Origin of the sequence: Klebsiella sp. HMSC25G12, assembly GCF_001807705.1 — a bacterium.
In the GTDB taxonomy this organism is placed as follows: domain Bacteria; phylum Pseudomonadota; class Gammaproteobacteria; order Enterobacterales; family Enterobacteriaceae; genus Klebsiella; species Klebsiella variicola.
This window is the reverse complement of sequence record NZ_KV789891.1, coordinates 77426-104059: the sequence shown is the minus strand read 5'-3', so window position 1 is coordinate 104059 and position 26634 is coordinate 77426. Positions and strand designations below refer to the sequence as shown.

The following is a 26634-nucleotide window of genomic DNA, read 5'->3' as shown; positions in this document are numbered from 1 at the left end:
CCTCAGCGGCGGCGCAGTTCATGGTATTCGGAAAGACGTTCTCTGGCGCCGCCACGCTCCTCGCGGTTTACAGCGGAAAACTGCCGACTTTGCAGTCCCCGTTCCTGCTGCGCTTGCCAGGAGGGGGCGCGGCTTTCGTTGCCGCTAAGAGCGCTGGCGCGTAAATGACTAACCTGCTGCTGACGCTGCGCGGGCGTGGCGGACTGGATCTGCTGCCGATGCTGTTGCTGCTGAGGTGTCAGGTTCTGCTCGCGGCTCTTAACGGTTTCCCGACGCTGCTGTTGTTGCGGCGTGGGATTTTTCAACTGCGTTTTCGCCGCCTCGCGACGCTGCTGCTGGGTCGAGGTTGGTGTGCTGTCGTAACCGCGATAGTTGCTGCGCTGGGTGGCTTGTTTCAATTGCGCCGAAGCTGCCTGACGCTGGGCATCGCGTGAGGCGTTGTTTGCCGCCAGGTTGCCCGCTGTCGCCGCCGGTACGTTATGCTGCAGCTGGGTCATCGCTGCCTGGCGCTGCGCTTCGCGATCGACTGGCGCATGTTGGGTAGCGCTCAGTCCGCCGGAAACGTTGGTCTGATGGAAGCGTTGAGCAACCGTATTATCGGGATACGGTGTGTGACTGCGATAGGCAGGATTATGCTGCCAGTTAACGTGGTTGCCCGGCAGGTTTTCTCCCGTTATATGATTGAAATTATTTACATTAATATTGATGTTATCGCCATTATGCGAGTAATCGCCGTGGTGATAGTCGTCATCGTGATGGTGGTGGTCATCATCATCCCAGTCGATGCTGCTAAACAGCGCCCAGGTAGTGGCCACGCCCAGGCTGTAACCGAAGCCTTTGACGAAGCTATCGGTAAACTGCTCCCCGGGAGGCGGCGGCAGGTAGACCGGCGGATAGGCGCTGTTTGGCCAGGTACCATAGACGGTGGAGGGGTTATAGCTGGGAACATAGACCACCTGCGGATTGGTCGGTTCTATTTTAATAACCTGCGTGGGCGCAGGCGCCGCCGAGTGGGTGGTGGACGTTGCTGCCGTGCTGCTGGCGGAAACCGGTGCGGCAGGGGTGACAATCACTTTCTGCTGTGGCGTGGATTTCAGTGTCCCGGTCTGCTGGGCAATAGTGCGCAGGCGCTGCACCGAGTCCATCACATCATGCGGCTGGGCCAAAAACGCATTGCCGAGGTTCTCCACCCACGGCGGATTTTCGCCCATCATCGCCAGCAGGGCAGGGAAAGCGACAAGGGATTTGACGCTGGGATCCCACGGCTGACTGGCAACCGCCTGAACCGCCGCATCCCCTTTCATCGCGGGGTTATCCTGGGACCACTGTACCGCCTGCATGACGTTGTCGGGATAAGTGGAGGCCATCAACACCTGCGACAGCAGACTGTCCGGGTAGAGCGCGATGGGCGCGACCCACTGATCAATTTGCGCCTGGGTGTAGGTGGTGGTCACCGGCTGCGCTGCGGCAGGAGGTGAGGTTGGCGTTGGTGCCGGTGCAGGCTGCGCCGCCGCCTCAGTGACCTTCTCTGGAGTACGGCTTTGCACATAGAGTGTTCCCGCCGCCGCGAGTAAGCCAGCGCTACAGAGCAGGGCGATGATATGGGGTTTGAACGGCAGTGACATAGAAGCTCCTGACCCAAAAAGTAACCCATCTCGCTAAAGTATCGGCGAAAACGGCGCGTTTGCTGAGTATAAGTAAGCGGTATGGCTTTTTATTGATTATTGTTGGGATCGGCCCGGGGAGTTGTACGCGGAAAGGAATTTTTGTCGCGGGATTTGAACAGAAAGCCTGCAATATCCTGCCCTTAACGATTCAGCTAAATTTTAATGTTGCTTTTTTGTAAACAGATTAACACCTTTCAAAAATCCTGCTATGCTGCCGACGCGGTATCGGGCATTTACCCTACAAACTGCTGTCTCACAGGAGCGTGAAGAAAATCGCCCAGCCACTAAATCCTTCAAGATGCGTCAAGGCGGCAAACTGCCAATTCCGAAGCAGATTGATTGAAGACGTGTAGGCCGCATTATGACAATGAGAAGCGAGGAGAACCGTCGTGCTAGAAGAATACCGTAAGCACGTAGCTGAGCGTGCCGCCATGGGGATTGTTGCCAAACCCTTAGATGCAACCCAAATGGCCGCGCTGGTAGAACTGCTGAAAAACCCGCCTGCGGGAGAAGAAGAATTCCTGTTAGACCTGCTGATTAACCGTGTACCGCCGGGCGTCGACGAAGCCGCCTATGTTAAAGCTGGATTCCTTGCCGCGATCGCCAAAGGCGAAGCGACCTCCCCTCTGGTAACCCCTGAAAAAGCCGTTGAACTGCTGGGCACCATGCAGGGTGGTTACAACATTCATCCGCTGATCGATGCGCTGGACGACGCGAAACTGGCGCCGATTGCCGCGAAAGCGCTGTCTCATACTCTGCTGATGTTCGATAACTTCTACGACGTAGAAGAGAAAGCAAAAGCAGGTAACGAGCATGCTAAACGGGTCATGCAATCCTGGGCTGACGCTGAGTGGTTCCTGAACCGCCCGCAGCTGGCAGAGAAAATCACCGTTACCGTCTTCAAGGTCACCGGCGAAACCAATACCGATGACCTGTCTCCGGCGCCGGATGCCTGGTCGCGCCCGGATATCCCACTGCATGCGCTGGCGATGCTGAAAAACGCCCGCGAAGGAATTGATCCGGACCAGCCGGGCGTCGTCGGCCCGATTAAACAAATCGAAGCCCTGCAGCAGAAAGGCTATCCGCTGGCCTACGTCGGCGACGTGGTCGGTACGGGTTCCTCGCGTAAATCCGCGACCAACTCGGTGCTGTGGTTTATGGGCGACGATATTCCGAACGTGCCGAACAAGCGCGGCGGCGGTCTGTGCCTGGGCGGCAAAATCGCGCCAATCTTCTTCAACACCATGGAAGATGCGGGTGCGCTGCCTATCGAAGTTGATGTGTCAAACCTGAACATGGGCGACGTGATTGACGTTTACCCGTTCAAAGGTGAAGTGCGTAACCACGAAACCAACGAACTGCTGGCCAGCTTCGAGCTGAAGACCGATGTGCTGATCGACGAAGTGCGCGCCGGTGGCCGTATTCCGCTGATCATCGGCCGCGGCTTGACCACCAAAGCGCGCGAAGCGCTGGGGCTGCCGCACAGCGACGTCTTCCGGCAGGCGAAAGACGTGGCGGAAAGCACCCGCGGCTTCTCTCTGGCGCAGAAAATGGTTGGCCGCGCCTGCGGCGTTGCCGGTATCCGTCCGGGCGCCTACTGCGAGCCGAAAATGACCTCCGTCGGTTCTCAGGACACCACCGGTCCAATGACCCGTGATGAACTGAAAGACCTGGCGTGCCTGGGCTTCTCCGCTGACCTGGTGATGCAGTCCTTCTGCCACACCGCAGCCTATCCGAAGCCGGTTGACGTGACCACGCACCATACCCTGCCGGACTTCATCATGAACCGCGGCGGTGTTTCTCTACGTCCGGGCGATGGCGTTATCCACTCCTGGCTGAACCGCATGCTGCTGCCGGATACCGTGGGTACCGGCGGCGACTCCCATACCCGTTTCCCAATCGGTATCTCCTTCCCGGCGGGCTCTGGTCTGGTGGCCTTCGCCGCTGCGACCGGCGTGATGCCGTTGGATATGCCGGAATCGGTGCTGGTGCGCTTCAAAGGGAAAATGCAGCCGGGTATCACCCTGCGCGACCTGGTTCATGCCATCCCACTGTATGCCATCAAGCAGGGCCTGCTGACCGTTGAGAAGAAAGGTAAGAAAAACATCTTCTCTGGTCGCATCCTCGAGATCGAAGGTCTGCCGGATCTGAAAGTCGAGCAGGCATTTGAACTGACCGATGCGTCCGCTGAGCGTTCTGCTGCCGGTTGCACCATCAAGCTGAACAAAGAGCCGATCGTTGAGTACCTGAACTCCAACATCGTCCTGCTGAAGTGGATGATCGCCGAAGGCTACGGCGACCGCCGTACGCTGGAACGCCGTATCCAGGGCATGGAAAAATGGCTGGCGGATCCGCAGCTGCTGGAAGCCGACGCTGACGCGGAATACGCGGCAGTGATCGACATCGATCTGGCGGATATCAAAGAGCCAATCCTGTGCGCGCCGAACGATCCGGACGATGCCCGTCTGCTGTCTGACGTGCAGGGCGAGAAGATCGACGAAGTGTTCATCGGTTCCTGCATGACCAACATCGGCCACTTCCGTGCCGCCGGTAAGCTGCTGGACAGCCACAAAGGCCAGCTGCCGACTCGCCTGTGGGTGGCGCCGCCAACCCGTATGGACGCCGCGCAGCTGACCGAAGAAGGCTACTACAGCGTGTTTGGTAAGAGCGGGGCGCGTATCGAAATCCCTGGCTGTTCCCTGTGTATGGGTAACCAGGCTCGCGTGGCCGACGGTGCGACGGTGGTCTCCACCTCCACCCGTAACTTCCCGAACCGTTTAGGTACCGGCGCTAACGTCTATCTGGCCTCTGCCGAGCTGGCAGCGGTGGCTTCTCTGCTCGGCAAATTGCCGACGCCGGAAGAGTACCAGACCTTCGTGGCGCAGGTGGATAAGACAGCGGAAGATACCTACCGTTATCTGAACTTCAACCAGCTGGATCAGTACACTGAAAAAGCTGACGGCGTGATCTTCCAGACCGCGGTGTAAAACCATTCGGTCAGCCCGGCTGACCGTTTGGCGATAAACTCCCCAATGCCCGGTGAACATTGCATCACCGGGCATTTTTATTTCCAAACCTCCTGCCCGTTACGCTTTTTTTCTTTCTGTCTGCTGCGATAATTACTGCATGGGTACAGTGCAGCGGTGACGCATTGCCCTTGCAGAGGAAAAGACTATGGACTACGAATTTCTGCGCGATATTACCGGAGTGGTAAAGGTGCGAATGTCGATGGATCACGAGGCGATCGGCCACTGGTTCAACGAAGAGGTGAAAGACAATCTTGCCCTGCTTGATGAAGTAGAGCAGGCTGCACGCACCGTGAAGGGCAGTGAACGTTCCTGGCAGCGGGCTGGCCATGAATATACGCTGTGGCTGGATGGCGAAGAGGTGATGATCCGCGCCAATCAGCTGGAGTTTTCCGGCGACGAAATCGAGGAGGGGATGAGCTACTACGACGAAGAAAGTCTCTCTCTCTGCGGCGTGGAGGATTTCCTGCAGGTTGTTGCCGCTTATCGTGAATTTATGCAGCAGCGTTAATGACGCCTTTTATGTCGGGTGGCGCAAGAGCGTAGCCCTGCTAAGCGTAGCGTGAGCAGGGGAAATCCCCGGGTAGCGGCTGGTGCCTTACCCGGGCGACCAGGCGACGCAGAATCCCAGGCCCGGCAAGCACAAGCGCCGCCGGGCATTTCCAATATTACACGGCAGGAATATTGCGGCCGTAGTAAATCTCGCGCATCTCTTTCCACAGCAGGTCGGTAATGACCTTGCGCTCTTCGGCGGTCAATTCTTCCGGTCGGGTATGGAACATGTAGTGCTTAAGGTCGAACTCCTTGAGCAACATTTTGGTATGGAAGATATTTTCCTGATAGACGTTCACATCGACCATGTCATACAACGACTTAATGTCATCGGACATAAAGTTCTGAATCGAATTGATTTCATGATCGATAAAATGCTTCATCCCATTGATATCGCGGGTAAAGCCGCGCACGCGGTAGTCAATGGTCACAATGTCCGATTCCAGCTGGTGGATCAGATAGTTCAGCGCTTTAAGCGGAGAAATGACCCCGCAGGTAGAGACTTCAATATCGGCGCGGAAGGTGCACAGTCCACCTTCCGGATGGCTCTCCGGGTAGGTATGCACGCAGATATGGCTCTTATCGAGATGGGCGACCACGGTTTCCGGTAACGGACCTGGATGTTCGGTCTGGTCGATAAGCTTGGGATCGACAGGCTCTTCGCTGACCAGAATGGTCACGCTGGCGCCCTGGGGTTCATAATCCTGGCGGGCGATATTCAGGATATTGGCGCCAATAATAGAACAGGTTTCTGTCAGGATCTCCGTCAGGCGATTGGCATTATAGAGTTCGTCGATATAAGCGATGTAGCCGTCACGCTCCTCTGCCGTTTTGGCGTAACAGATATCGTAGATACAAAAACTCAGGCTTTTGGTCAGGTTGTTAAAGCCATGCAGCTTCAATTTTTTCAATTTAGTTCACCCCCTTACTTCGCGTCACGGTGCGGACAAAGCATCATGCAGATATTGTGGTAAGGCGAAGGCCGCCGTATGGATTGCCGGATTGTAGTAACGGCAGGTCAGGTTGGCTTTGTGAAAGCGCGCCTGAATGATTTCGCTGGAGAGATGGCGCAACGCCTCGTTGTCGCTCGCCCAGGCAAAAGTCATGATCCCGCCGTAATAGGTTGGGATGGCCGCCTGGTAGAAGCTGACGTCGCGAAAATAGTGGCTCAGTTTGCGATGGCTACCGACCGCTTCGTCCTGCTGCAGGAAACAAACGCCGTTTTGCGCAACGAACACGCCCCCCGGGTTCAGGCAGCGTTTGCAGCCTTCATAAAAAGCCGAGGTGAACAGGCTTTCGCCCGGACCGATAGGGTCGGTACAGTCCGAAATGATCACGTCAAACGTTTGCGTCGTCTGGTTAACAAAATTGACGCCATCATCAATCACCAGCGTGAAGCGCGGATCGTCGTAGGCCCCGGCGCTATGGTTGGGCAGGTACTGACGGCAGAATGAGACCACCCCGGCATCGATTTCCACCATGGTGATGGTTTCGATGCTACGGTGACGAGAGACTTCGCGCAGCATCGCGCCGTCGCCGCCGCCGATGATCAGGACATGCTTCGCGTTGCCGTGGGCCAGCAGCGGCACGTGGGTCATCATTTCGTGATAAATAAACTCATCGCGTTCGGTGGTTTGCACGACGCCATCCAGCGCCATCACCCGGCCAAAGGCGCGGTTGTCGAAGATGATCAAATCCTGATGATCGGTTTTTTCGTGGTACAGCACGTTATCAACGCTAAAGTACTGACCAAAATGGTCATGCAGCGTTTCATGCCACAGTGGATTATCGGCCACGGTGAGGCTCCTCCTTCGTTAACATCTGTTACACCCGTAAAACGAGTGCAACATCATAGACAACTATAGATGAGGATGCACGGCGGTTATTGCAGCAATGCGGCAGGAATAACCGCCACCGCCCGGGGAGAGCGGTGGGGGGAGGGTTATTTCGCCGGTGCGGGTTGGCTATCTACTATCCGCACGGAATAAACCATGGTGGCGCCTGGCGGGATTTTCGGCGGTAATCCTTTACTGCCATAGGCTTTTTCGGGCGGGACGACCAGCGTCAAGGAGCCATGGTTCTGCAGGCGTTGCAGCGGGCCGCGAAACACCGGGGGATAGGCATCCAGCTTCTGGGTGAGCGCCTGATCTTTCGCTTCCATATCGTTGATCACTGTCCCGTCCGTCAGCATCTCTTTGATTACTACGGTGACCAGATCGTTACCGCTTATTTTTCCTTTGCCCGGATAATCGACGCGACTGTAGACGCCATCTTTGAAGACCACATCTTTTTTGCGCGCAAACGCCTGCTGATATTTCTTACCGGCACTGATGTTTTTCTGCTCGATTTTATTCAGGTTCTGGAAAACCTGCTGCGAGACGTCAAACAGCGCCTTGTTACGCTCCTGTTCTCCGAGACGAAGCTGGCCGCTAAAAGCATCTTCGATACCCCGCAGCACCAGCCCGGCGTCGACGGTAATTCCCTGAGTGCGACGGGTGGTGAGAACGTTAAGGGCTTCTGCTCCCATCGAGGCGCCGATCGCATAAGCCTGCTGTTCTCCCGATGCGCTGAGTTTGGCGGCGGCGCTCTCGCCGCTGCGCGTTTTAGACTGTACAGAAAGCTGTGTTCTCAGCAGTTGGATTTCATCTTCTTTCATCCGTAGCTGGGCGTTGTCTTTATCCGCCTGCAGGCGGTAGGCTGCAACAACCGCCGCCATTTCCGGCGGCTCATTTTTTGGCGCTGCAGCGGTGTCAGGGCGGGTTGTTGGCGCTTTTTCCGCGGCGGCCAACCGGGCGGTTAACGACTGCTTGTCGGCGTTTAGCGCCTTGACCTGGTCGAGAGCGGCCTGCTGTGTTTTCTCCGCGGCGTCGAGCCGGATAGTCAGCGACTGCTTATCGGTGGTCAGCGCTTTGACCTGGTCGAGGGCGGACAGCTTCTCTTTTTCCGCCGCGGCCAGTCGGCTGGCCAGCGGCTGTTTATCAGCGTTCAGTGTTTTGGCCTGGTCGAGGGCGGCCTGCTGTGCCTTCTCCGCAGCGGCGAGCCGGATAGTCAGCGACTGCTTATCGGTGGTCAGCGCTTTAACCTGCTCGAGGGCAGCCAGCTTCTCTTTTTCCACCACGGCCAGTCGGGTGGCCAGCGGCTGTTTGTCGGCGTTATGGGCTTTGGCCTGGTCGAGGGCGGCCTGTTTCTCTTTTTCCGCAGCCATCAGCCGGGCGGTGAGTGTCTGCTTGTCTGTGTCGAGGGCGGTGAGCTGGCCGAGTGCGGTCTGCTGTGCTTTTTCCGCGGCGGCCAGCCGGGAGGTCAGCGTTTGTTTATCTGTATTCAGCGTGGTGAGGCTGGTGCTGAGCCGTTTATTTTCCGCTTCGACGCTCTGAAGCTGCGACGTTAATTGTTGGATCTGCTTAAGTGCGGCAGCCTGGCTCTGTTGCAGAGTATTATTCCGGGCAACGACTTCCTTTTTAATTAACGTCTCATTTTCCGCCGTGGCGGCGGTTAAGGCGAGCTGTAATTGCTTTATTTTATTATTTAACGCCGCTTGCTCATTCGCAATGGATGTATCCGTGGCTGGTGTGGCGGTAAGCTGTTTTTTTAATTGTTGGATAATTTTATCTTTTTGCGCAATCGTTGCCTGTTGGCTGGCGATTCTTTTTTGCAACTGTGCGTTATTGGCCGTCGTTTTTTTATTGTCCGCGTTCTGGCGAGCGTCTGACGCTTGCTTTGCTGTGGCCGCAGAGCTTTTCTCTTCTTGCGCTTGAGCTTGAGCTTGCTGAGTTTGCTGCTGGGCGTAATCGAGAAAAGCCGGCGTAGCACCGGCGTAGAATGAGGTTGAAAGCGCCAGCGCCGCGACGAGCATCAGCAGTGGTGCTTTATGGGTCAGCGTGGCGGGTTTGTTCATGGCAGTTTGTTTTCACCACGCTGTACCAGGGTATCGATCAGCGTTTTCTGGATATCGGAACACAGTTTGATGGATTTAAACTGATACATGGAGTCAATGCCCAGTCGGGTGGGATCGGCCACTTTATCGCGCACATTGTTGTATTGCGATGCCGAACGCACCAGGGCATTGAACTCATTGCTGAGTTTAGTTGCCTGCTGTGGGTTCACCTCTTTAAGTGAATCCAGCGCCTTTCGGCAGGACTCAATACGCTCCTGTTCGCTGGTCGCTCGCTCCTGCTCAGCCTGCTGCTGTGATGTGAGCGGCGTGGTGATCGGTTTTACCTGCTGGCGAGAAGAGGTATTGCTACAGCCCACTAATAAAAGTGCGGCGAGCGGGATAATACGGAGAGTCGGCGAGATATTCACAATTTCAGTCCATGAAGTAGGGATATTTTCACCGGATTCTAGAAGGGTGCTTTTTATTTTGCAATATATGACTAATGATATTTTATTAGTTTTTTAGTCATTCATCATTATTAGGGGTTTAATTTATTTGGCGAATTGATAGGTTTGCAATTAAATAATGTTTGTTTATATACAATAATAAATATAGATATAAATATTTAAATGTGACAAATGAAACGGCAAAGGCGCGGAGCGTGACCGTCCGCGCCGGTCATTATTTGACGTAAGCCAACAGGCTGAGCGAATCGCGGGCCAGCGCTTTGCATTTTTTCGCCGTCGGGATGTTAATACCGCTGAGATCGCGGTAGCTATCCTCGCCAAGCGCTTTCATGTTGTAGCTGTCGTAGTTGCTCAGGTCCCACTGGTTCTGTTGGGCAAAGAACACCAGCGCGCGTCGGATCTGTGTATTGGGCAGGTTCTGGTAGCCACAGTCGTTTTTCAGAAACACAAAAACCGCGGTTAAATCAGCCATATCTTCTGCTTCTGATTCGCTGAGCGCGTAGCTGTTGGCGGAGAGAGCAAGCAGGCTGCCGAGTACCATTGTTCTGAAAAGCGTCTTCATTTTTTCTACCATTAGATCACCGACGCTTCAAATTAGCATACTTCTTTACACAGCGCCGATCTTTATTCTTACTCTTCTGCTTGACCTTCCCGTTACGGTAGGGTTTAAGCTCAAATATTCGCCCGCAGAATAAAAAGGATGTGAATATGCAACGTCGAGACTTCCTCAAACTGACCGCCGCGGTTAGCGTGGCCAGCGCATTACCGCTATGGAGCCGTGCGGTTTTTGCGGCCAGTCGCCCGGCTCTGCCGATACCGACGCTGTTAACGGCCGATGCGCGCAACCGTATCGCCCTGACGATCCAGGCGGGCAAAACACAGTTTGGCGCTCTGCACGCCACCACCTGGGGCTATAACGGTTCACTGCTGGGTCCTGCGCTACAGTTGACGCAGGGGAAGACCATTACGGTTGACATTACCAACCAGCTGGCGGAAGAGACCACGCTGCACTGGCATGGCCTGGAGGTCCCGGGCGAGGTCGACGGCGGACCGCAGGGGGTTATCGCCCCGGGCGCCACCCGTACGGTGAGCTTCACGCCGACGCAGCGGGCGGCCACCTGCTGGTTTCATCCGCATCAACATGGGACCACCGGCCGGCAGGTGGCGATGGGGCTGGCCGGCCTGGTGCTGATCGAGGATGAAGAGAGCGGACGCCTGCTGCTGCCTAAGCAATGGGGAATCGATGATGTGCCGGTGATTGTCCAGGACAAGAAGTTCACCGCCGCCGGCGAGATCGACTACCAGCTGGATGTGATGAGCGCCGCTGTCGGCTGGTTTGGCGATACGCTGCTGACCAATGGCGCTCTCTATCCCGAACATGCCGCCCCGCGGGGCTGGCTACGTCTGCGCTTGCTAAACGGCTGTAATGCCCGTTCCCTCAATTTTGCCACCAGCGATAAGCGTCCGCTGTACGTGGTGGCCAGTGACGGCGGTCTGTTGGCCGAGCCGGTGAAGGTCGATGAATTGCCGGTGTTGATGGGGGAACGCTTTGAGGTGCTGGTGGACACCAGCGACGGTAAACCTTTCGATCTGGTGACCCTGCCGGTGAGCCAGATGGGCATGGCCATTGCGCCTTTTGATAAACCACAGCCGGTGCTGCGCGTTCAGCCGCTGGTCATTCCCGCCTCCGGCAAACTGCTGGATACGCTGGCCACGCTGCCGGCGCTACCGTCCCTGACGGGGCTGACGCAGCGTCAGCTCCAGCTGTCGATGGATCCGATGCTCGACAGGATGGGCATGCAGGCGCTGATGGAGAAGTATGGCGACCAGGCGATGGCGGGAATGGACCACGGCATGATGGGACATGGCGGCATGGGCGACATGAGCAATATGCACCACGGCAATATGAGCAATATGAACCACGAGGCTGGTCGGGATCATGGCATGTCGTCAGGCAAGGGGTTTGATTTCCATAACGCCAACCGCATCAACGGCAAAGCCTTCGACATGAATGTGCCGATGTTTGCCGCGGCCAGAGGCCAGTATGAGCGCTGGGTGATATCGGGTAAGGGCGACATGATGCTGCATCCGTTCCATATCCACGGCACCCAGTTCCGTATCCTCAGCGAGAACGGCAAGCCGCCAGCCGCGCACCGCAGCGGCTGGAAAGATACCGTCCGCGTGGAAGGTGACGTCAGTGAAGTGTTGGTGAAGTTTGATCATCCGGCGCCGAAGGAGTTTGCCTATATGGCCCACTGCCACCTGCTGGAGCATGAAGACACCGGGATGATGTTGGGATTCACGGTTTAGGGCTCGGCGGCCTGCTGCCATCTTCCATGGGGAGAAGGGATAAACACAAAAAAAACGGCAACTTTCGTTGCCGTTTTGCGTTTTATTTGGCGTCATCCGGGAGCGCATAGGCGACGATGTAATCGCCCATTTTGGTACCGAATGAGCCGTGACCGCCGGCAGAGATGACAACATACTGTTTGCCATTCACTTCGTAGGTCATTGGGGTGGCCTGACCGCCGGCTGGCAGACGGGCTTCCCACAGCTTCTCGCCGTTGCTCATATTGTACGCGCGCAGGTAGTTATCTGCGGTCGCGCCGATGAACAGGACGTTACCGGCCGTGGAGATCGGACCGCCAAGCATCGGCATCCCCATGGTGAACGGCAGCTTAACCGGCATCGGGAACGGCAGGCTGTCCTGCGGAGTACCGATACGTTTTTTCCATACCACTTCGTTGGTTTTCAGATCCAGCGCGGAGATATAGCCCCAGGCCGGTTGTTTGCACGGCAGACCGAACGGCGACAGGAACGGATTCAGGGTGACGCCGTACGGGACACCGTACTGTGGCTGCACGCCGGACTCGGTGCCAGAGCCTTTCGCATCTTTCGGCGGCTCCATCGGGTTGCCCGGGCCGCGTGGGATCAGTTTAGAGACGAACGGCAGCGCCATCGGGTTGGCAATAGCCACCTGACGGTTCGGATCGACGGAGATACCGCCCCATTCAAACATCCCCAGGTTACCCGGGAAGACGAGAGTGCCCTGCTCAGATGGCGGGGTGAAGATACCTTCATAGCGCATCTGGTGGAAGATCACGCGACACACCAGCTGGTCGAACATAGTGGCGCCCCACATGTCCGCCCCGGTCAGATCTTTCTTCGGACGGAAGCTCAGATCGGAGAACGGCTGGGTTTTGGCGACGTAATCCCCTTTGGCAGCGCCCTGCGGAACCGGTTTTTCCGGGGCCGGGACCACCAGCTCGCCATTACGGCGATCCAGTACGAAGATGTTGCCGGTTTTCGCCGGGGCATAGACGACCGGTACGGTTTTACCATTAACCTCAATGTCAGCCAGCGTCGGCTGGGAGGGCATATCCATATCCCACAGATCGTGGTGGACGGTCTGGTAGCTCCAGGCCAGCTTACCGGTGGTGGCGTTCAGCGCCACAATCGAGCTGGCGTAACGCTCTTGCTCCGGCGTGCGGTTGCCGCCCCAGATATCCGGGGTGGTCACGCCCATCGGTAGATAGACCAGATCCAGCTTAGCGTCGTAGGCGGCAGGCGCCCAGGAGTTCGGTGAGTTGAGCGTGAAGTGATGTTCATCGCTCGGGATGGCGTTCGGATCTTTCGCACCCGGATCGAAGGCCCACAAGAGTTTACCGGTATTCACATCAAAGCCGCGGATCACGCCAGACGGCTCGCGGGTTGAGAAGTTATCTGTGACCGCGCCGGCTATCACGATGGTTTTATCGGTGATAATCGGCGGAGAAGTGGGTTCATACATACCCGGCGTGGTGACCGGCATGTTGGTCTGCAGGTTGAGAATACCTTTATTGGCAAAGGTTTCGCACAGCTTACCGTTGTCGGCGTTCACCGCGAACAGGCGGCCATCGTTCACCGGCAGGATAATACGGCGCGGACAGTCGGCGACGACGTCGGCAGGCGCGTTATCCGCTTTGGCTTCGTGATAAGAGACGCCGCGGCAGGTGACGTGCTGGAACGACGGATCGGCGTTCAGCTGCGGGTCAAAATGCCACTTCTCTTTACCGGTGGCCGCGTCCAGCGCGAACAGACGCTGGTGGGCGGTACACAGGAAGAGCGTGTCGCCGACTTTAATCGGCGTCACTTCGTTGGTGATTTCACCCGGGTCGTTCGGTTGCTTCAGGTCGCCGGTGCGGAATACCCAGGCTTCCTTCAGGTTCTTCACGTTGTCGGCGTTAATCTGCTTCAGCGGAGAGAAGCGCTGGCCTTCCTGGTTGCGGCCATAGGCCGGCCAGTCGCCGTCGGCAACGTTGGAGATCGGCGCGGCCGGGGTGGCGTCGGCGCTCAGGGTGCCGTTGACTTCCTGCGGGTCGTTAAAACCAGCCCAGGTCAGCATGCCGCCGCTGATCAGCAGGGCGACGACCAGCGCGCCAACGGCGCCAGCGGAAGGCACCGGCAGACGACGCCAGACAAAGGGCAGGATCAGCCAGATGCCAAAGAAGACGAGGATATCGCTACGCGGCGTCAGCGCCCAGAAGTCGAAGCCGACTTCCCAGACGCCCCAGATCATGGTCGCCAGCAGCAGCGCAGCGTACAGCCACAGCGCAGCGCGTTTGCCGCGCAGCAGCATCACGGTCACGCCCAGCATCACCAGACCGGCGATAGGGTAGTACCAGGAGCCGCCAAGCACGACCAGCCATGCTCCGCCGATTAAAAGATAGAGGCCGCAGAACGCTGCAAATAGCGCAGTCAGCGTCACCAGGAGCCTTGATTGTTGAGACTTTGTTTCAGCCATAGAAAGTTACTCATGTGTTTGTTAATTTTTTAACTGCAATTAATTATAGGTTTTAACAAGTGTGATCGGAATCACAAATATGGCTTTATTAATCCCTGCACCGAAGATTTCTTTTTGCTGGTATACTGGATGGCTTGCCGGTCATCGTCGGGGCGAAAGCAGCGGCTTTGATGATTTATATTTAGAATCAAATGGTTAGTCTTATGAAACATACTGTAGAAGTGATGATCCCGGAATCCGAGATCAAAGCGCGCATCGCGGAACTGGGTCGTCAAATCAACGAACATTATCAGGACAGCGGCAGCGAAATGGTGCTGGTGGGGCTGCTTCGCGGCTCATTTATGTTCATGGCCGACCTGTGCCGTGAAGTGCAGGTGCCGCATGAAGTCGATTTTATGACCGCCTCCAGCTACGGCAGCGGCATGTCCACCACCCGTGATGTGAAAATCCTCAAAGATCTGGATGAAGACATCCGTGGTAAAGATGTACTGATCGTGGAAGACATCATCGATTCCGGCAATACCCTGTCTAAAGTGCGTGAGATCCTCAGCCTGCGCGAGCCGAAATCGCTGGCCATTTGTACGCTGCTGGATAAACCAAGCCGTCGTGAAGTGAATGTCCCGGTTGAGTTCGTCGGTTTCGCCATTCCGGACGAGTTCGTGGTGGGCTACGGTATCGACTACGCCCAGCGCTACCGTCATCTGCCGTATATTGGCAAAGTTACCCTGCTGGACGAGTAAGAGATATCCCCCCTGGACAGCGCGCGCCGCGCTCTCCAGGGGGGCTAAGCCTGAAGGCTATTTGTGGTTGATGTGCTTGATCTTGAGGTTGGAGATGCCGTGGCGATAGCGCTGTTCGAGGGTTTCCCGGCTCACGGCGGTGACATCCAGATCGCGCAGCAGCCCGTCGTGAATGCCATATGCCCAGCCGTGGATGGTGACCTTCTGTCCGCGCTTCCACGCCGATTGCATAATCGTCGAATGTCCCAGGTTGTACACCTGCTCCATCACGTTGAGTTCGCAAAGGGTATCCAGACGGCGCTCCTCCGGCATTTCACCTAGCAGTGAGCTGTGCTTGAACCAGATATCGCGGATATGCAGGAGCCAGTTGTCGATAAGCCCCAGCTCCGGGTTTTCCACCGCCGCCTGCACGCCGCCGCAGCCGTAGTGGCCGCAAATAATAATGTGCTCGACTTCGAGGACATCGACGGCATACTGCACCACCGACAGGCAGTTCAGGTCGGTGTGGATCACCAGGTTAGCGACGTTACGATGGACAAACAGTTCGCCAGGTTCCAGGCCGGTAAGTCGCTCAGCGGGAACGCGGCTGTCAGAGCAGCCAATCCAAAGGAAGCGCGGTTTCTGCGTCTGCGACAGTTTCTCAAAAAAGCCGGGGTCCTCTTCCACCAGCATTTTTGACCATAGTGCATTATTGCTGATGAGTGTATCTATATCATTCATGGACGTTAACGGCCTGTAACCAAGTAAGTGCGTTGCGCTAATATAGGGTAAGCTCACCTTTTTTAAAACCATCTTAACCCGTGATACGTCAGGCTACCGATGCGTTGGCGGCGCCAGCGCCAGTAGAACGCAAACGTGAGTCAGGCGGGTTAATGACGTGTCACGACACGAGAAGAGATATTTAATGACCATTGCTCTGGAATTAAAACAGCTCAAAAAAACCTACCCCGGCGGGGTTCAGGCGCTGCGGGGAATCGACCTGCAGGTTGAAGCAGGCGATTTCTATGCCCTGCTGGGGCCGAACGGGGCCGGAAAATCCACGACTATCGGCATCATCAGTTCGCTGGTGAATAAAACCTCCGGTCAGGTCAATGTCTTTGGCTACGATCTGGAAAAAGACGTCGTCAACGCCAAGCGCCAGCTTGGCCTGGTGCCGCAGGAGTTTAACTTCAATCCGTTCGAGACCGTGCAGCAGATTGTCGTTAACCAGGCGGGCTACTACGGCGTGGAACGCAAAGAAGCTGTCGCCCGCAGCGAAAAATACCTAAAACAGCTCGATCTGTGGGAAAAACGCAACGAACGCGCGCGGATGCTCTCCGGCGGGATGAAGCGTCGCCTGATGATCGCCCGCGCGCTAATGCATGAGCCGAAGCTGCTGATCCTCGACGAACCGACCGCTGGCGTCGATATTGAACTGCGTCGCTCAATGTGGGGCTTTCTTAAGGATCTGAACGATCGCGGAACCACCATTATCCTGACCACCCACTATCTCGAAGAGGCCGAAATGCTATGCCGCAACATCGGCATCATCCAGCACGGCGCGCTGGTGGAAAACACCTCGATGAAAGCGCTGCTGTCGAAGCTGAAGTCAGAGACCTTTATTCTTGACCTCGCGCCAAAAAGCCCGGTACCGAAGCTCGAAGGCTACCAGTATCAACTGGTCGATACCTCGACGCTGGAAGTCGAGGTTCTGCGCGAGCAGGGGATTAACAGCGTCTTTGCCCAACTGAGCGCCCAGGGGGTGCAGGTACTGAGTATGCGTAACAAAGCTAACCGTCTGGAAGAGCTGTTTGTCACGCTGGTGCATGAGCGAAAAGGAGAGTCAGCATGATGCAGCTTTATTGGGTCGCGCTGAAAAGCATCTGGACCAAAGAGATCCACCGTTTTATGCGCATCTGGATCCAGACGCTGGTGCCGCCGGTGATCACCATGACCCTGTACTTCGTGATTTTCGGCAACCTGATCGGGTCGCGCATCGGCGAGATGCACGGCTTTACCTATATGCAGTTTATCGTGCCGGGCCTGATCATGATGGCGGTGATCACCAACGCTTATGCCAATGTCGCCTCGTCGTTCTTCAGCGCCAAGTTTCAGCGCAATATTGAAGAGCTGCTGGTGGCGCCGGTGCCGACGCATGTGATCATCGCTGGCTACGTTGGCGGCGGCGTGGCGCGCGGACTGTGCGTGGGGATCCTGGTGACGGCGGTATCACTGTTCTTTGTGCCGTTCCAGGTTCACTCCTGGCTGTTTGTCGCCCTGACGCTGATCCTCACCGCGGTGCTGTTCTCGCTGGCGGGCCTGTTGAACGCGGTGTTTGCCAAGACCTTTGACGACATTAGCCTGATCCCGACCTTTGTGCTGACGCCGCTGACCTACCTCGGCGGGGTGTTCTACTCGCTGACCCTGCTGCCGCCGTTCTGGCAGGGGCTGTCGCATCTGAATCCCATCGTCTACATGATCAGCGGTTTCCGCTTCGGCTTCCTGGGTATCAACGATGTGCCGCTGGTGACCACCTTTGCGGTGCTGGTGGTCTTCATCGTCGCCTTCTATCTGCTTTGCTGGTCGTTAATCCAGCGCGGCCGCGGCCTGCGCAGCTGATGTTCATCACGGTTAGCGCTTCCTGATGCCAATACGCGAAGCGCTAACCGCTTATCTTTGACCGCCATCACCGATACGTCATCCTCCCCTTGCTACATTGTTGGCTGGCTAAGGAGGGAAGCATGCTTGGTTGGGTCATTACCTGCCACGATGAGCTGGCGCAGGAGATGCTGGATCGTCTTGAACGAAAATTTGGTCCGCTGGCCCAGTGCCGGGCGGTCAATTACTGGCGCAATCTCAGCAGTAATATGTTGAGCCGGATGATGTGCGATGCGCTGCATGCCACCGACTCCGGGGACGGGGTCATTTTCCTGACCGACAGAACCGGCGCGGCGCCTTATCGGGCCGCGGCGCTGATGAGCCACAAACATACCCACTGCGAAGTGATCTCCGGCGTCAGCTATTCATTACTTGAGCGAATGTATCTGCTGCGGAACACGTTAAGCAGCGAGGCGTTTCGCCAGGCCATCGTCAGCGCGGGCGGGCCGATGGTGAGCAGCCTGTGGCATCAGCAGCAGAAGAATCCCCCGTTCCGCTTGCGCCATGATACCTTCGGAAATTAAACAGCGTGACAGATGCTGCTTTTGTTACAATAACTGCCGTTGATGGTTTACCGGTTCGATGCGCATGCTTGCCCGATTTTTTACGCTGCTTCTTTTACTGACCTCGCTCAGCGCTTCCGCCAGTCTGCTTAGCCAGCAGGGCAAGCCTGTACACTATATGCAGACCACCGAAGATGCGGTCATCTGGGCGCAGGTGGGGAATCATGTGGTCAGCGTCGGCAATGTGCGTGCCGGGCAGATCCTCGCGGTCGTCCCGACGGCGGCTGACTATTATGAATTTCGCTTCGGCTTCGGCACCGGGTTTATTGATAAAGGCCACCTCGAGCCGGTACAGGGTAAGCAGCGAGTGGAGGACCGACTGGGGGATCTCAATAAACCGTTGAGTAACCAGAGTTTGCTCACCTGGAAAGATACGCCGCTCTACAACACACCCGCCGTGAGCAGCGTGCCGTTTGGTACGCTGGCCACTAACCTGCGCTATCCGATCCTCAGCAAGCTAAAAGACCGGCTCAATCAGACCTGGTTTCAGATCCGCATTGGCGACCGGCTGGCGTGGGTCAGCAGTCTGGATGCACAGGAAGATAATGGTATTCCCGTACTGACCTATCATCACATTCTGCGCGACGAAGAGAACACCCGTTTCCGCCATACCTCGACCACGACCTCGGTACGCGCCTTCAACAACCAGATGACCTGGCTGCGCGATCAGGGCTATACCACGCTGACCCTGTATCAGCTGGAAGGCTATGTGCGTAATAAAATCAACCTTCCGGCGCGGGCAGTGGTCATCACCTTCGATGACGGCCTGAAATCGGTAAACCGTTACGCCTATCCGGTACTAAAGCAGTACGGTTTTCATGCCACCGCGTTTATTATCTCCTCGCGTATTAAGCGCCATCCGCAGAAATGGGATCCGAAATCGCTGCAGTTCATGAGTATTTCTGAGCTCCGGCAGATCCAGGATGTTTTTGATATTCAGTCGCATACCCACTTCCTGCATCGGGTTGACGCCGGCCGCCGGCCGATTTTATTCAGCCGCAATTACCATAATATTCTGTTTGATTTCGCCCGCTCGCGCCGGGCGCTCAGCCAGTTTAATCCGCATGTTCTCTACCTTTCCTATCCCTTCGGCGGCTATAACGCCACGGCGGTGCAGGCGGCGAATGACGCCGGGTTTCATATGGCGGTGACGACGGTGCGTGGGAAGGTGAAGCCGGGGGACAATCCGTTTCTGCTAAAGCGGTTATATATCTTACGCACGGATTCGCTGGAGACGATGTCGCGGCTGATCAGTAACCAGCCGCAGGGGTAATACCGGCGCTGTGCCTGAGCGCAGCGCCGCGGTCATCAGGCGACCTGCACCGGAATGGCTTTCGCCTGGCGCTTCATTTCATTGTCGCCTTCGAAGTAGGCGATGTTGGGCTGCCAGCGGCGCGCCTCTTCGTCCGACATGGTGACGAAGCTGGCGATGATCAGGATATCGCCGACGCTGGCGCAGTGCGCGGCGGCGCCGTTGACGGAGATGATTCTGGAGCCCCGCTCGGCGGCAATGGCGTAGGTGGAGAAACGGTTGCCGTTGGTGACGTTCCAGAGGTGAATGGTTTCATTCTCCAGAATACCGGCCGCATCCAGGAAATCCTGGTCAATGGCGCATGAACCTTCATAGTGCAGGTCAGCCTGCGTGACTTTTACGCGGTGGAGCTTGCCCTGCAGCATATTACGCATCATAACTTCTACCCTTCAACCTTAATGTAGCAGAGCGGACAGGTCGTCCGCCCTGAGAAAAGCCCGGGCAAGTATTGCCCGATTTTTACCCGCTGTCTACTGACCGAGCGTGACGATCTGGTTGTCGATCAGGCGGGCCTGACCCAGCCAGGCGGCCATCAGGATCACCGCGCGCTGGCTGGCATCCGTCAGCTCAAGCAGGGTGTCGGCATCGCGGATCTGAATGTCGTCGGCGCGGAAGCCTTTTTCATTCAGCTCCTGTTCAGCGATAGCGATGATCTCATCGAGCTGGCGATCGCCGGCGACCAGTTTTTCCGCCACCGCGCTCAGCACCTTGTAGAGGCCGGGAGCGATTTTGCGCTGGTCGGCGGTCAGGTAGCCGTTACGCGAGCTCAGCGCCAGGCCATCTTTCGCGCGGACGATCGGCACGCCGATAATCTCGATATCGTAGCCCATGTCGGCGACCATCTTGCGGATCAGCGCCAGCTGCTGAAAGTCTTTCTCGCCGAAGCAGGCGACGTCCGGCTGAACCAGATTGAACAGCTTACTGACGATGGTCGACACGCCGCGGAAGTGGCCCGGGCGGCTGGCGCCTTCCAGCATAGTGGACAGGCCTGGGACGTCGACGTAGGTCTGGCCTTCGGTGCCCTGCGGGTAGACTTCCGCCGGCGTCGGCGCGAAGACAAAGTCGACATGGCGCTTGTTCAGCTTTTCGCAATCATCCTGCAGGGTACGCGGATAGCGCGCCAGGTCGTCGGCGCGGTCAAACTGCATCGGATTGACGAAAATACTGACCACCACCACGTCCGCGCTGGCTTTAGCCTCATCAACCAGCTTCATATGACCATCATGCAGGTTGCCCATCGTCGGAACCAGCGCGATACGCTTACCTTCCTGACGCAGACGGCGGATATGCTGACGCAGCAGCAGCACGGATTCAATAATCAGCACAACAAGACTCCTTAATGGAAACTGTGTTCTTCGCCCGGATAGACCCCGGATTCAACTTCGGCAATATACTGCCGTACCGCGGCGCGGATGTCGCCCGCTTCGGCAAGGAAATTCTTGGCGAATTTAGGGATGTGGCCGCCGGTGATCCCGAATGCGTCATGCATCACCAGGATCTGCCCGTCGGTGACGTTGCCCGCGCCGATGCCGATCACTGGAATGGTCAGGGCGTCGGTAATGCGTTTCGCCAGTTCTACCGGGACGCACTCCAGCACCAGCAGCTGCGCGCCAGCCGCTTCCAGCGCTAATGCGTCGTCAAACAGGGTCTGCGCTGCATCGCCGCGCCCCTGCACTTTATACCCGCCGAATACGTTTACCGACTGCGGCGTGAGGCCGAGGTGGCCGCAAACCGGCACCGCGCGTTCCGCCAGCATCTTCACGGTATCGGCCAGCCAGGCGCCGCCTTCGAGTTTGACCATATTGGCGCCAGCGCGCATCACGATGGCCGCATTTTCGAAGGTCTGTTCGGGGGTGGCGTAGGCCATGAACGGCAGGTCGGCAAGCAGCAGGCTGTTCGGCGCACCGCGGCGGACGGCGCGGGTGTGATAGGCGATATCTTCCACGGTGACCGGCAGGGTGGAGTCGTGACCCTGTACCGTCATTCCCAGGGAATCGCCCACCAGCAGCACATTAATGCCTTCATCGGCGAACAGCTTCGCGAAGCTATGGTCGTAGGCGGTAATGGTGGCAAAGCGCTTCTTTTCCTGTTTGCATTTCTGCAGCAGGGCAATGGTGGTCGGTTTCATAACATTTCCTGATGATGAAAGTCATATTAACCGGCATTCTAACAGCAGCATTCAGAGGGGCAATGATTTTGGGCAACCGATTACGACGATCGCCGCAAATGCTAAAAAAGGAGAGGGGATTACCAGCTCGCGGGTTTTTCCGCGCCCAGATCATCCAGCACGGCGCGCAGCGCAGGGCCGTCAGGAAAATGGAGATCCGGAGCGATCTCGAACAGCGGCCAGAGCATAAAGCCGCGGTTTTTCATATCATAGTGCGGAACGGTCAGGCGCGGGCTATTGATGACCTCATCGCCAAACAGCATGATGTCGAGGTCGAGCGTGCGCGGTCCCCAGCGTTCAGCTTTGCGCACCCGACCCTGCTGCAGCTCGATGCGCTGAGTGTGATCGAGCAGCGCATCGGGCGCCAGGGTGGTTTCCAGCGCGACGGCGGCGTTGAGATAGTCCGGCTGATCCTGCGGGCCCAGCGGCGGCGTGCGGTAGAACGAAGAGACGTTCACCACGCGGCTGTGCGGAATATCGCCCAGCGCGCGGATGGCTGCCTGCACCTGCTCCAGCGGAGAAGCAAGGTTACTGCCAAGCGCGATATAGACCAGGGTCATGCGTTACCCTGACGCGGCGCGCGTTTGCGCGGACGACGGTGGCGACGGCGTGGCGCCGGATCGTCCCCGAGGTCGTTGAGCATGTCTTTTTGTTCCGGCGGCGCGGCGACCTGGAATTCGCCCCACCATTTGGTCAGACGCTGCAGTTCGCTGTTGTTTTCCGCCCCGGCGCGCAGCTCCAGCAGATCGTAGGCGGCACGGAATTTCGGATGCTCCATCAGTTTCCAGGCGCGTTTGCCCTGGCGACGGGACATGCGCAGCTGCAGCTGCCAGATATCACGAATAAGGGTAGTGATGCGTTTAGGGATCGCCAGCGTACGGCAGGCTTCGTCCAGGACATCGTTCATCGCCAGAGCGAAGGCGTCGTAGTACGCCAGGCCGCTCTCCTGGGCGATTTTTTGCGCCGTCTCCAGCAGCGGATACCAGAACATCACCGCGAAGAGGAAGGCCGGATTGACGCGCATGTCGTTATGAATGCGGTTATCGGTGTTCTTCAGCACCTGGCTGATGATCCGCTCCATCGGGCTGTCGCCGCGCTCGGTAAAGTAGCGGGTGATGGTCGGGAACAGCGGCTGGAACAGGTTGTATTCGCGCAGCAGCATGTAGGTCTGGTAGCCATACCCGGCCTGCAGCAGCTTAAGCACCTCTTCGAACAGGCGTGCCGGCGGCACGTCGTGGAGCAGGGTGGCCAGGCGCGGCAGTGGTTCAGCCGTTTCCGGGCTGATACGCATATCCAGCTTGGCGGCAAAGCGCACCGCGCGCAGCATGCGTACCGGATCTTCGCGATAGCGGGTTTCCGGATTGCCGATCAGGCGGATCACGCCGTCCTGCAGATCCTTCATGCCGCCGACGTAGTCGCGAACGGTAAAGTCAGCCACGCTGTAATAAAGGCTATTGATGGTGAAGTCGCGACGCTGGGCATCCTCTTCGATCGAGCCGAAGATGTTATCCCGCAGCAGCATGCCATTCTGGCCCTGCTGGGAGGTCACGCGATCGGTGGTGTGCCCTTCGTGGTGGCCGCGGAAGGTGGCCACTTCAATGATTTCCGGCCCGAACATGACGTGCGCCAGGCGGAAACGTCGCCCGACCAGACGGCAGTTGCGGAACAGCTTGCGCACCTGATCCGGTGTGGCGTTGGTGGTGACGTCAAAATCTTTCGGCTTTTTGCCAAGCAGCAGGTCGCGGACACCGCCGCCGACCAGCCAGGATTCGTAGCCTGCCTTGTTGAGGCGGTACATGACCTTGAGGGCGTTTTCACTGATATCTTTGCGGGAAATAGCATGCTGCTCACGCGGGATCACCGTCATAGGCATGGGTTCGACGGCGGCTTCTGCCTCGCGCTCCTCACGGCTTAGCACCTTACGGCAAAAATTAGCGACTCGGGTAAAAATGGTGCACCTCGTAGTGTCAGACGGACTTCAGATCAACTGTACAGTATAAAAATAGCGGCTAATCATAGCTCAGCGGGAGCCATTTGAGAATGCTCGATTTTTGCGGGCTGCCAGTTGGCGACGGCCTGACTGAGTAAATCGTCCATGCTCAGGGCTTGCCAGTCCTGGGCGATGTCCTGATTAAGAAACCGGAGCGCCCGGACAATTTCGGGGCGCGGATCGCCTTCCGGCAGCGCCGGTGCGTGGTTTTGTTTAGAGAGTTTATTCCCGTCAGCATTGAGGGCCAGCGGCAGATGGAGGTAGTCCGGCGCCTGCCAGCCAAAATGCTGATACAGTGAAATCTGCCGGACCGTCGGCTCAATCAGGTCAGCGCCGCGGACGATCTCGGTGATCCCCTGAAAGTGGTCATCAACCACCACCGCCAGATTGTAGGCAAACAGGCCGTCGCGACGGTGGATAATAAAATCCTCGCGCGCCAGCGGCTCGTTGGCGACCAGCGTGCCGCGCAGGCGATCGGTGAACTGCAGCACCGGACGGGTCTGGCGCAGGCGCAGCGCGGCGTTTTCCGCCCCCAGCCCGAGGTCGCGGCAGTGACCATCGTAGATCCCGCCTACGGCATGGATCCGCGCGCGGGTGCAGGTGCAGTAATAGCTCAGCCCTTGTTCACCCAGCCAGGCCAGCGCCTCGCGGTAAGCTTCATGTCGTTGCGACTGCCAGAGCACGTCGCCGTCCCAGTGCAGACCGTAGTGGTCAAGCTGGCGCAGAATGGTGTCGGCGGCCCCGGGGACTTCGCGCGGCGGGTCGATATCTTCAATACGAACGCGCCAGATACCCTGGTTCGCGCGGGCTTGCAGGTAGCTGCCGAGCGCGGCAATCAAAGAGCCGAAGTGGAGTTCACCGGAGGGGGAGGGAGCAAAGCGCCCAATATAGCGTGAGTCAGTCATGTTACGGACAACAGAACCAGGCGGGAGAGACTCCCGCCAGAGAGTGAGGCAGCAGGGGATTAGCCCGCCATCTGTTTTTCGCGAATTTCCGCCAGGGTTTTGCAGTCAATGCACAGATCCGCAGTCGGACGCGCTTCCAGACGGCGAATGCCGATCTCCACGCCGCAGGATTCGCAGTAGCCGAAGTCTTCATCTTCAACTTTTTTCAGCGTTTTCTCGATCTTTTTGATCAGTTTACGTTCGCGGTCGCGGTTACGCAGTTCCAGGCTGAACTCTTCTTCCTGGGCGGCACGGTCTACCGGATCCGGGAAGTTGGCAGCTTCATCCTGCATGTGCGTTACGGTGCGATCCACTTCATCCCTGAGTTGATTACGCCATGCTTCAAGAATACGCTTGAAGTGCGCCAGCTGGGCTTCGTTCATATACTCTTCGCCCGGTTTCTCTTGGTACGGCTCCACCCCAGCGATGGCGAGAATACTCAGGGACGATGTTTTACGGTTTTGCCCTTCTTGCATGTTGCTTCTCCTTAACACGCACTATCGATCCCCATGTGGGGGAAAATCAGGCCGCTATAAATAGCAGATGCTTTTCCGGATAGCAATTATCTAAACGTTACACTTGACAACCCTGTGAAGAAAAGCGTATTCGCGCTTGCGACCCGAACACTATTTAGCCACTTATTTCCCGGGGTTTAACACCACGGCAATCGGCTTATTCAGAGTCATCTTCGTCGTAGAAAGTTCCGCCTTCCAGGCGAGAATTTCCACCCCCTTGTCGCGGGCTTCTGTTAACAGCTGTGCGTATCTGGCATCAATATGATGCGCGGGAGAGAAACGGTCAATTGCCGAATGCAAAACGGCAAATAAAATCACCGCACGGTCGCCATTTGCCGCGACGGCCATCAGCTCCCGCAGGTGCTTCTGACCGCGCGTGGTCACCGCATCGGGAAAATAACCGTATTCTTTCTCCGCCAACGTAACCGATTTCACTTCAATATAGCAGTTTTGTCGGTCATCTGCCTGTAACATAATATCGATACGGCTATTCTCTTCGCCATATTTCACTTCGCTTTTCAGCTGGTTATAGCCGGAAAGCTCAGGGATTATTCCGGCGGAAATCGCCTCTTTTGCCAGCGAATTCGCGCGCAGCGTATTGACGCAAATAACCGCGCCCTGCTGCGTTTCAGTTAATTCCCAGGTGTGGGCATATTTGCGCTTCGCATTGTCAGAAGTGGAATACCAGACGGTGTCGCCCGGGGCGGCGCAACCGGTCATTGCGCCGGTATTGGGGCAGTGAAGCGTCAGCTCACGGCCATCGGGGGTAATCACGTCAGCAAGAAATCGTTTGTAACGTTTAAGCAAAATAGCGGGCTGTAACGGCGGATCAAACTGCATCAACTTTCCTTATGAAACGGATAACGTTCCAGCGCCGTGTAGCGCGTGCGCCCCCGGCCGAAGCTGGACTCATAAAGCACGAACTCGTTCACCGGAAACGACCAGTGAAAGCCGGGAGCCGGGATCGGCACCGCCTGGCGGGCATCGCGCCACAGGGTAATATGCGGATGAAACGGCTGCGGGCTCTGATAGCAGCCGCTGCGCGCCGCCTGAGCGCGCAGCATACTGGCGAGCTGCAGCAGGCCGCGCGGCGGCTGACGGGTCCCGAGCCAGACCACCCGCGAGCGCAGCCACTGTCCGGCATCGTCCAGTGTCAGGGTAAAGCCCGGCTGGCGCAGCCGGCCAGCGAGGGCGGCCAGCGCCCGCTGTTTTTCCGCGCTCACCTCGCCGAGAAACGCCAGCGTCAGATGGAGGTTATCCGCCGCGACGGGCCTGCCGGCATCCTCGGGGAAGTGGCTTGCCCGCCACTGGACGATCTGTTTCTGGACGGCAGACGGCAGTTCAAGCGCAAAAAACAGCCTTTTCGGCTCAGACATGATAGAGACTCGGTAATGAAT

At 57.2% G+C, this 26634-nt stretch carries 26 protein-coding genes; 9 read left to right on the top strand and 17 right to left on the bottom strand.

Annotated features, from left to right (window positions below; all coding sequences use genetic code 11):
* Positions 1-2: 2 nt before the first annotated feature.
* A complete protein-coding gene (locus HMPREF3096_RS13835; RefSeq protein ID WP_032731620.1) occupies positions 3-1625 on the bottom strand; it encodes a DUF3300 domain-containing protein in 1623 nt (540 codons plus the stop codon).
* Positions 1626-2056: 431 nt separating this feature from the next.
* Here HMPREF3096_RS13835 and acnB point away from each other — a divergent pair, with 431 nt between their 5' ends.
* Positions 2057-4654 carry a bifunctional aconitate hydratase 2/2-methylisocitrate dehydratase gene (gene acnB, locus HMPREF3096_RS13830; RefSeq protein WP_008807407.1) on the top strand — a complete coding sequence of 866 codons (2598 nt, stop codon included), beginning with the start codon at positions 2057-2059 and terminating at the stop codon, positions 4652-4654.
* A 187-nt stretch (positions 4655-4841) separates the two neighbouring features.
* Positions 4842-5204, top strand: coding sequence for a protein YacL (gene yacL, locus HMPREF3096_RS13825; protein ID WP_004204373.1), 363 nt, complete (start codon positions 4842-4844; stop codon positions 5202-5204).
* Positions 5205-5361: 157 nt separating this feature from the next.
* On the opposite strand, the gene speD is transcribed toward yacL, so the two are convergent.
* From speD to HMPREF3096_RS13800, 5 genes are all read right to left on the bottom strand, one after another.
* On the bottom strand, positions 5362-6156 hold the full coding sequence (speD, locus tag HMPREF3096_RS13820; protein WP_008807406.1) for an adenosylmethionine decarboxylase: 795 nt from the start codon (positions 6154-6156) through the stop codon (positions 5362-5364).
* A 24-nt stretch (positions 6157-6180) separates the two neighbouring features.
* Positions 6181-7041 (bottom strand): polyamine aminopropyltransferase, encoded by an 861-nt coding sequence (gene speE / locus HMPREF3096_RS13815; RefSeq protein ID WP_008807405.1) that lies wholly within the window; start codon positions 7039-7041, stop codon positions 6181-6183.
* Positions 7042-7187: 146 nt separating this feature from the next.
* Positions 7188-8450, bottom strand: coding sequence for an FKBP-type peptidyl-prolyl cis-trans isomerase (locus HMPREF3096_RS30915; protein ID WP_162822784.1), 1263 nt, complete (start codon positions 8448-8450; stop codon positions 7188-7190).
* 686 nt (positions 8451-9136) lie between these two features.
* Complete coding sequence (locus tag HMPREF3096_RS13805) at positions 9137-9547, bottom strand: hypothetical protein (protein WP_032731622.1); 411 nt, start codon at positions 9545-9547, stop codon at positions 9137-9139.
* A gap of 253 nt (positions 9548-9800) precedes the next feature.
* Positions 9801-10148: a YacC family pilotin-like protein gene (locus HMPREF3096_RS13800; RefSeq protein ID WP_002888808.1), complete on the bottom strand. Its 348-nt coding sequence runs from the start codon at positions 10146-10148 to the stop codon at positions 9801-9803.
* 146 nt (positions 10149-10294) lie between these two features.
* Between HMPREF3096_RS13800 and cueO the strand changes: the two genes are divergently transcribed.
* Positions 10295-11896, top strand: a complete 1602-nt coding sequence (gene cueO / locus HMPREF3096_RS13795) for a multicopper oxidase CueO (protein ID WP_032731623.1) — start codon at positions 10295-10297, stop codon at positions 11894-11896.
* Positions 11897-11978: 82 nt separating this feature from the next.
* On the opposite strand, the gene HMPREF3096_RS13790 is transcribed toward cueO, so the two are convergent.
* A complete protein-coding gene (locus tag HMPREF3096_RS13790; protein ID WP_008807401.1) occupies positions 11979-14369 on the bottom strand; it encodes a glucose/quinate/shikimate family membrane-bound PQQ-dependent dehydrogenase in 2391 nt (796 codons plus the stop codon).
* Between the two features lie 79 nt (positions 14370-14448).
* Here HMPREF3096_RS13790 and HMPREF3096_RS30910 point away from each other — a divergent pair, with 79 nt between their 5' ends.
* Complete coding sequence (locus tag HMPREF3096_RS30910; protein ID WP_012542835.1) at positions 14449-14568, top strand: hypothetical protein; 120 nt, start codon at positions 14449-14451, stop codon at positions 14566-14568.
* Positions 14569-14572: 4 nt separating this feature from the next.
* Positions 14573-15109 (top strand): hypoxanthine phosphoribosyltransferase, encoded by a 537-nt coding sequence (hpt, locus tag HMPREF3096_RS13785; protein WP_004204384.1) that lies wholly within the window; start codon positions 14573-14575, stop codon positions 15107-15109.
* 57 nt (positions 15110-15166) lie between these two features.
* Here hpt and can read toward each other — a convergent pair whose 3' ends face one another.
* Positions 15167-15829 (bottom strand): carbonate dehydratase, encoded by a 663-nt coding sequence (can, locus tag HMPREF3096_RS13780; protein WP_004204385.1) that lies wholly within the window; start codon positions 15827-15829, stop codon positions 15167-15169.
* Between the two features lie 184 nt (positions 15830-16013).
* On the opposite strand from can, the gene HMPREF3096_RS13775 reads away from it, so the two are divergent.
* The 4 genes from HMPREF3096_RS13775 to HMPREF3096_RS13760 all read left to right on the top strand — a co-directional run bounded on the left by HMPREF3096_RS13775 (position 16014) and on the right by HMPREF3096_RS13760 (position 19582).
* Complete coding sequence (locus HMPREF3096_RS13775) at positions 16014-16940, top strand: ABC transporter ATP-binding protein (protein WP_008807399.1); 927 nt, start codon at positions 16014-16016, stop codon at positions 16938-16940.
* Positions 16937-17707 carry an ABC transporter permease gene (locus HMPREF3096_RS13770; protein WP_008807398.1) on the top strand — a complete coding sequence of 257 codons (771 nt, stop codon included), beginning with the start codon at positions 16937-16939 and terminating at the stop codon, positions 17705-17707. The genes HMPREF3096_RS13775 and HMPREF3096_RS13770 overlap by 4 nt, the downstream gene beginning before the upstream one ends.
* A gap of 122 nt (positions 17708-17829) precedes the next feature.
* Positions 17830-18270, top strand: coding sequence for a PTS sugar transporter subunit IIA (locus HMPREF3096_RS13765; protein ID WP_008807397.1), 441 nt, complete (start codon positions 17830-17832; stop codon positions 18268-18270).
* Positions 18271-18328: 58 nt separating this feature from the next.
* Entirely contained in the window at positions 18329-19582 is a 1254-nt protein-coding gene (locus tag HMPREF3096_RS13760; protein WP_032731625.1) for a polysaccharide deacetylase family protein, read from the top strand.
* A 35-nt stretch (positions 19583-19617) separates the two neighbouring features.
* On the opposite strand, the gene panD is transcribed toward HMPREF3096_RS13760, so the two are convergent.
* The 9 genes from panD to thpR form a co-directional block, all read right to left on the bottom strand.
* Positions 19618-19998, bottom strand: coding sequence for an aspartate 1-decarboxylase (gene panD / locus HMPREF3096_RS13755; RefSeq protein ID WP_004204397.1), 381 nt, complete (start codon positions 19996-19998; stop codon positions 19618-19620).
* Positions 19999-20091: 93 nt separating this feature from the next.
* Entirely contained in the window at positions 20092-20946 is an 855-nt protein-coding gene (panC, locus tag HMPREF3096_RS13750; RefSeq protein WP_022066363.1) for a pantoate--beta-alanine ligase, read from the bottom strand.
* Positions 20947-20957: 11 nt separating this feature from the next.
* Complete coding sequence (gene panB / locus HMPREF3096_RS13745; protein WP_012542832.1) at positions 20958-21749, bottom strand: 3-methyl-2-oxobutanoate hydroxymethyltransferase; 792 nt, start codon at positions 21747-21749, stop codon at positions 20958-20960.
* Between the two features lie 119 nt (positions 21750-21868).
* Positions 21869-22348 carry a 2-amino-4-hydroxy-6-hydroxymethyldihydropteridine diphosphokinase gene (gene folK, locus HMPREF3096_RS13740; protein WP_012542831.1) on the bottom strand — a complete coding sequence of 160 codons (480 nt, stop codon included), beginning with the start codon at positions 22346-22348 and terminating at the stop codon, positions 21869-21871.
* Entirely contained in the window at positions 22345-23739 is a 1395-nt protein-coding gene (gene pcnB, locus HMPREF3096_RS13735) for a polynucleotide adenylyltransferase PcnB (RefSeq protein WP_071582539.1), read from the bottom strand. The genes folK and pcnB overlap by 4 nt, the downstream gene beginning before the upstream one ends.
* Before the next feature lie 62 nt (positions 23740-23801).
* Positions 23802-24683, bottom strand: coding sequence for a tRNA glutamyl-Q(34) synthetase GluQRS (gluQRS, locus tag HMPREF3096_RS13730; protein ID WP_008807390.1), 882 nt, complete (start codon positions 24681-24683; stop codon positions 23802-23804).
* Positions 24684-24742: 59 nt separating this feature from the next.
* The gene (dksA, locus tag HMPREF3096_RS13725) at positions 24743-25198 is read right to left on the bottom strand and encodes an RNA polymerase-binding protein DksA (RefSeq protein ID WP_007749299.1); all 456 of its coding nucleotides are present in this window, start codon (positions 25196-25198) and stop codon (positions 24743-24745) included.
* A gap of 162 nt (positions 25199-25360) precedes the next feature.
* The gene (gene sfsA / locus HMPREF3096_RS13720) at positions 25361-26077 is read right to left on the bottom strand and encodes a DNA/RNA nuclease SfsA (protein ID WP_022066362.1); all 717 of its coding nucleotides are present in this window, start codon (positions 26075-26077) and stop codon (positions 25361-25363) included.
* Positions 26077-26613, bottom strand: coding sequence for an RNA 2',3'-cyclic phosphodiesterase (thpR, locus tag HMPREF3096_RS13715; RefSeq protein ID WP_008807387.1), 537 nt, complete (start codon positions 26611-26613; stop codon positions 26077-26079). The genes sfsA and thpR overlap by 1 nt, the downstream gene beginning before the upstream one ends.
* Between the last annotated feature and the right edge of the window lie 21 nt (positions 26614-26634).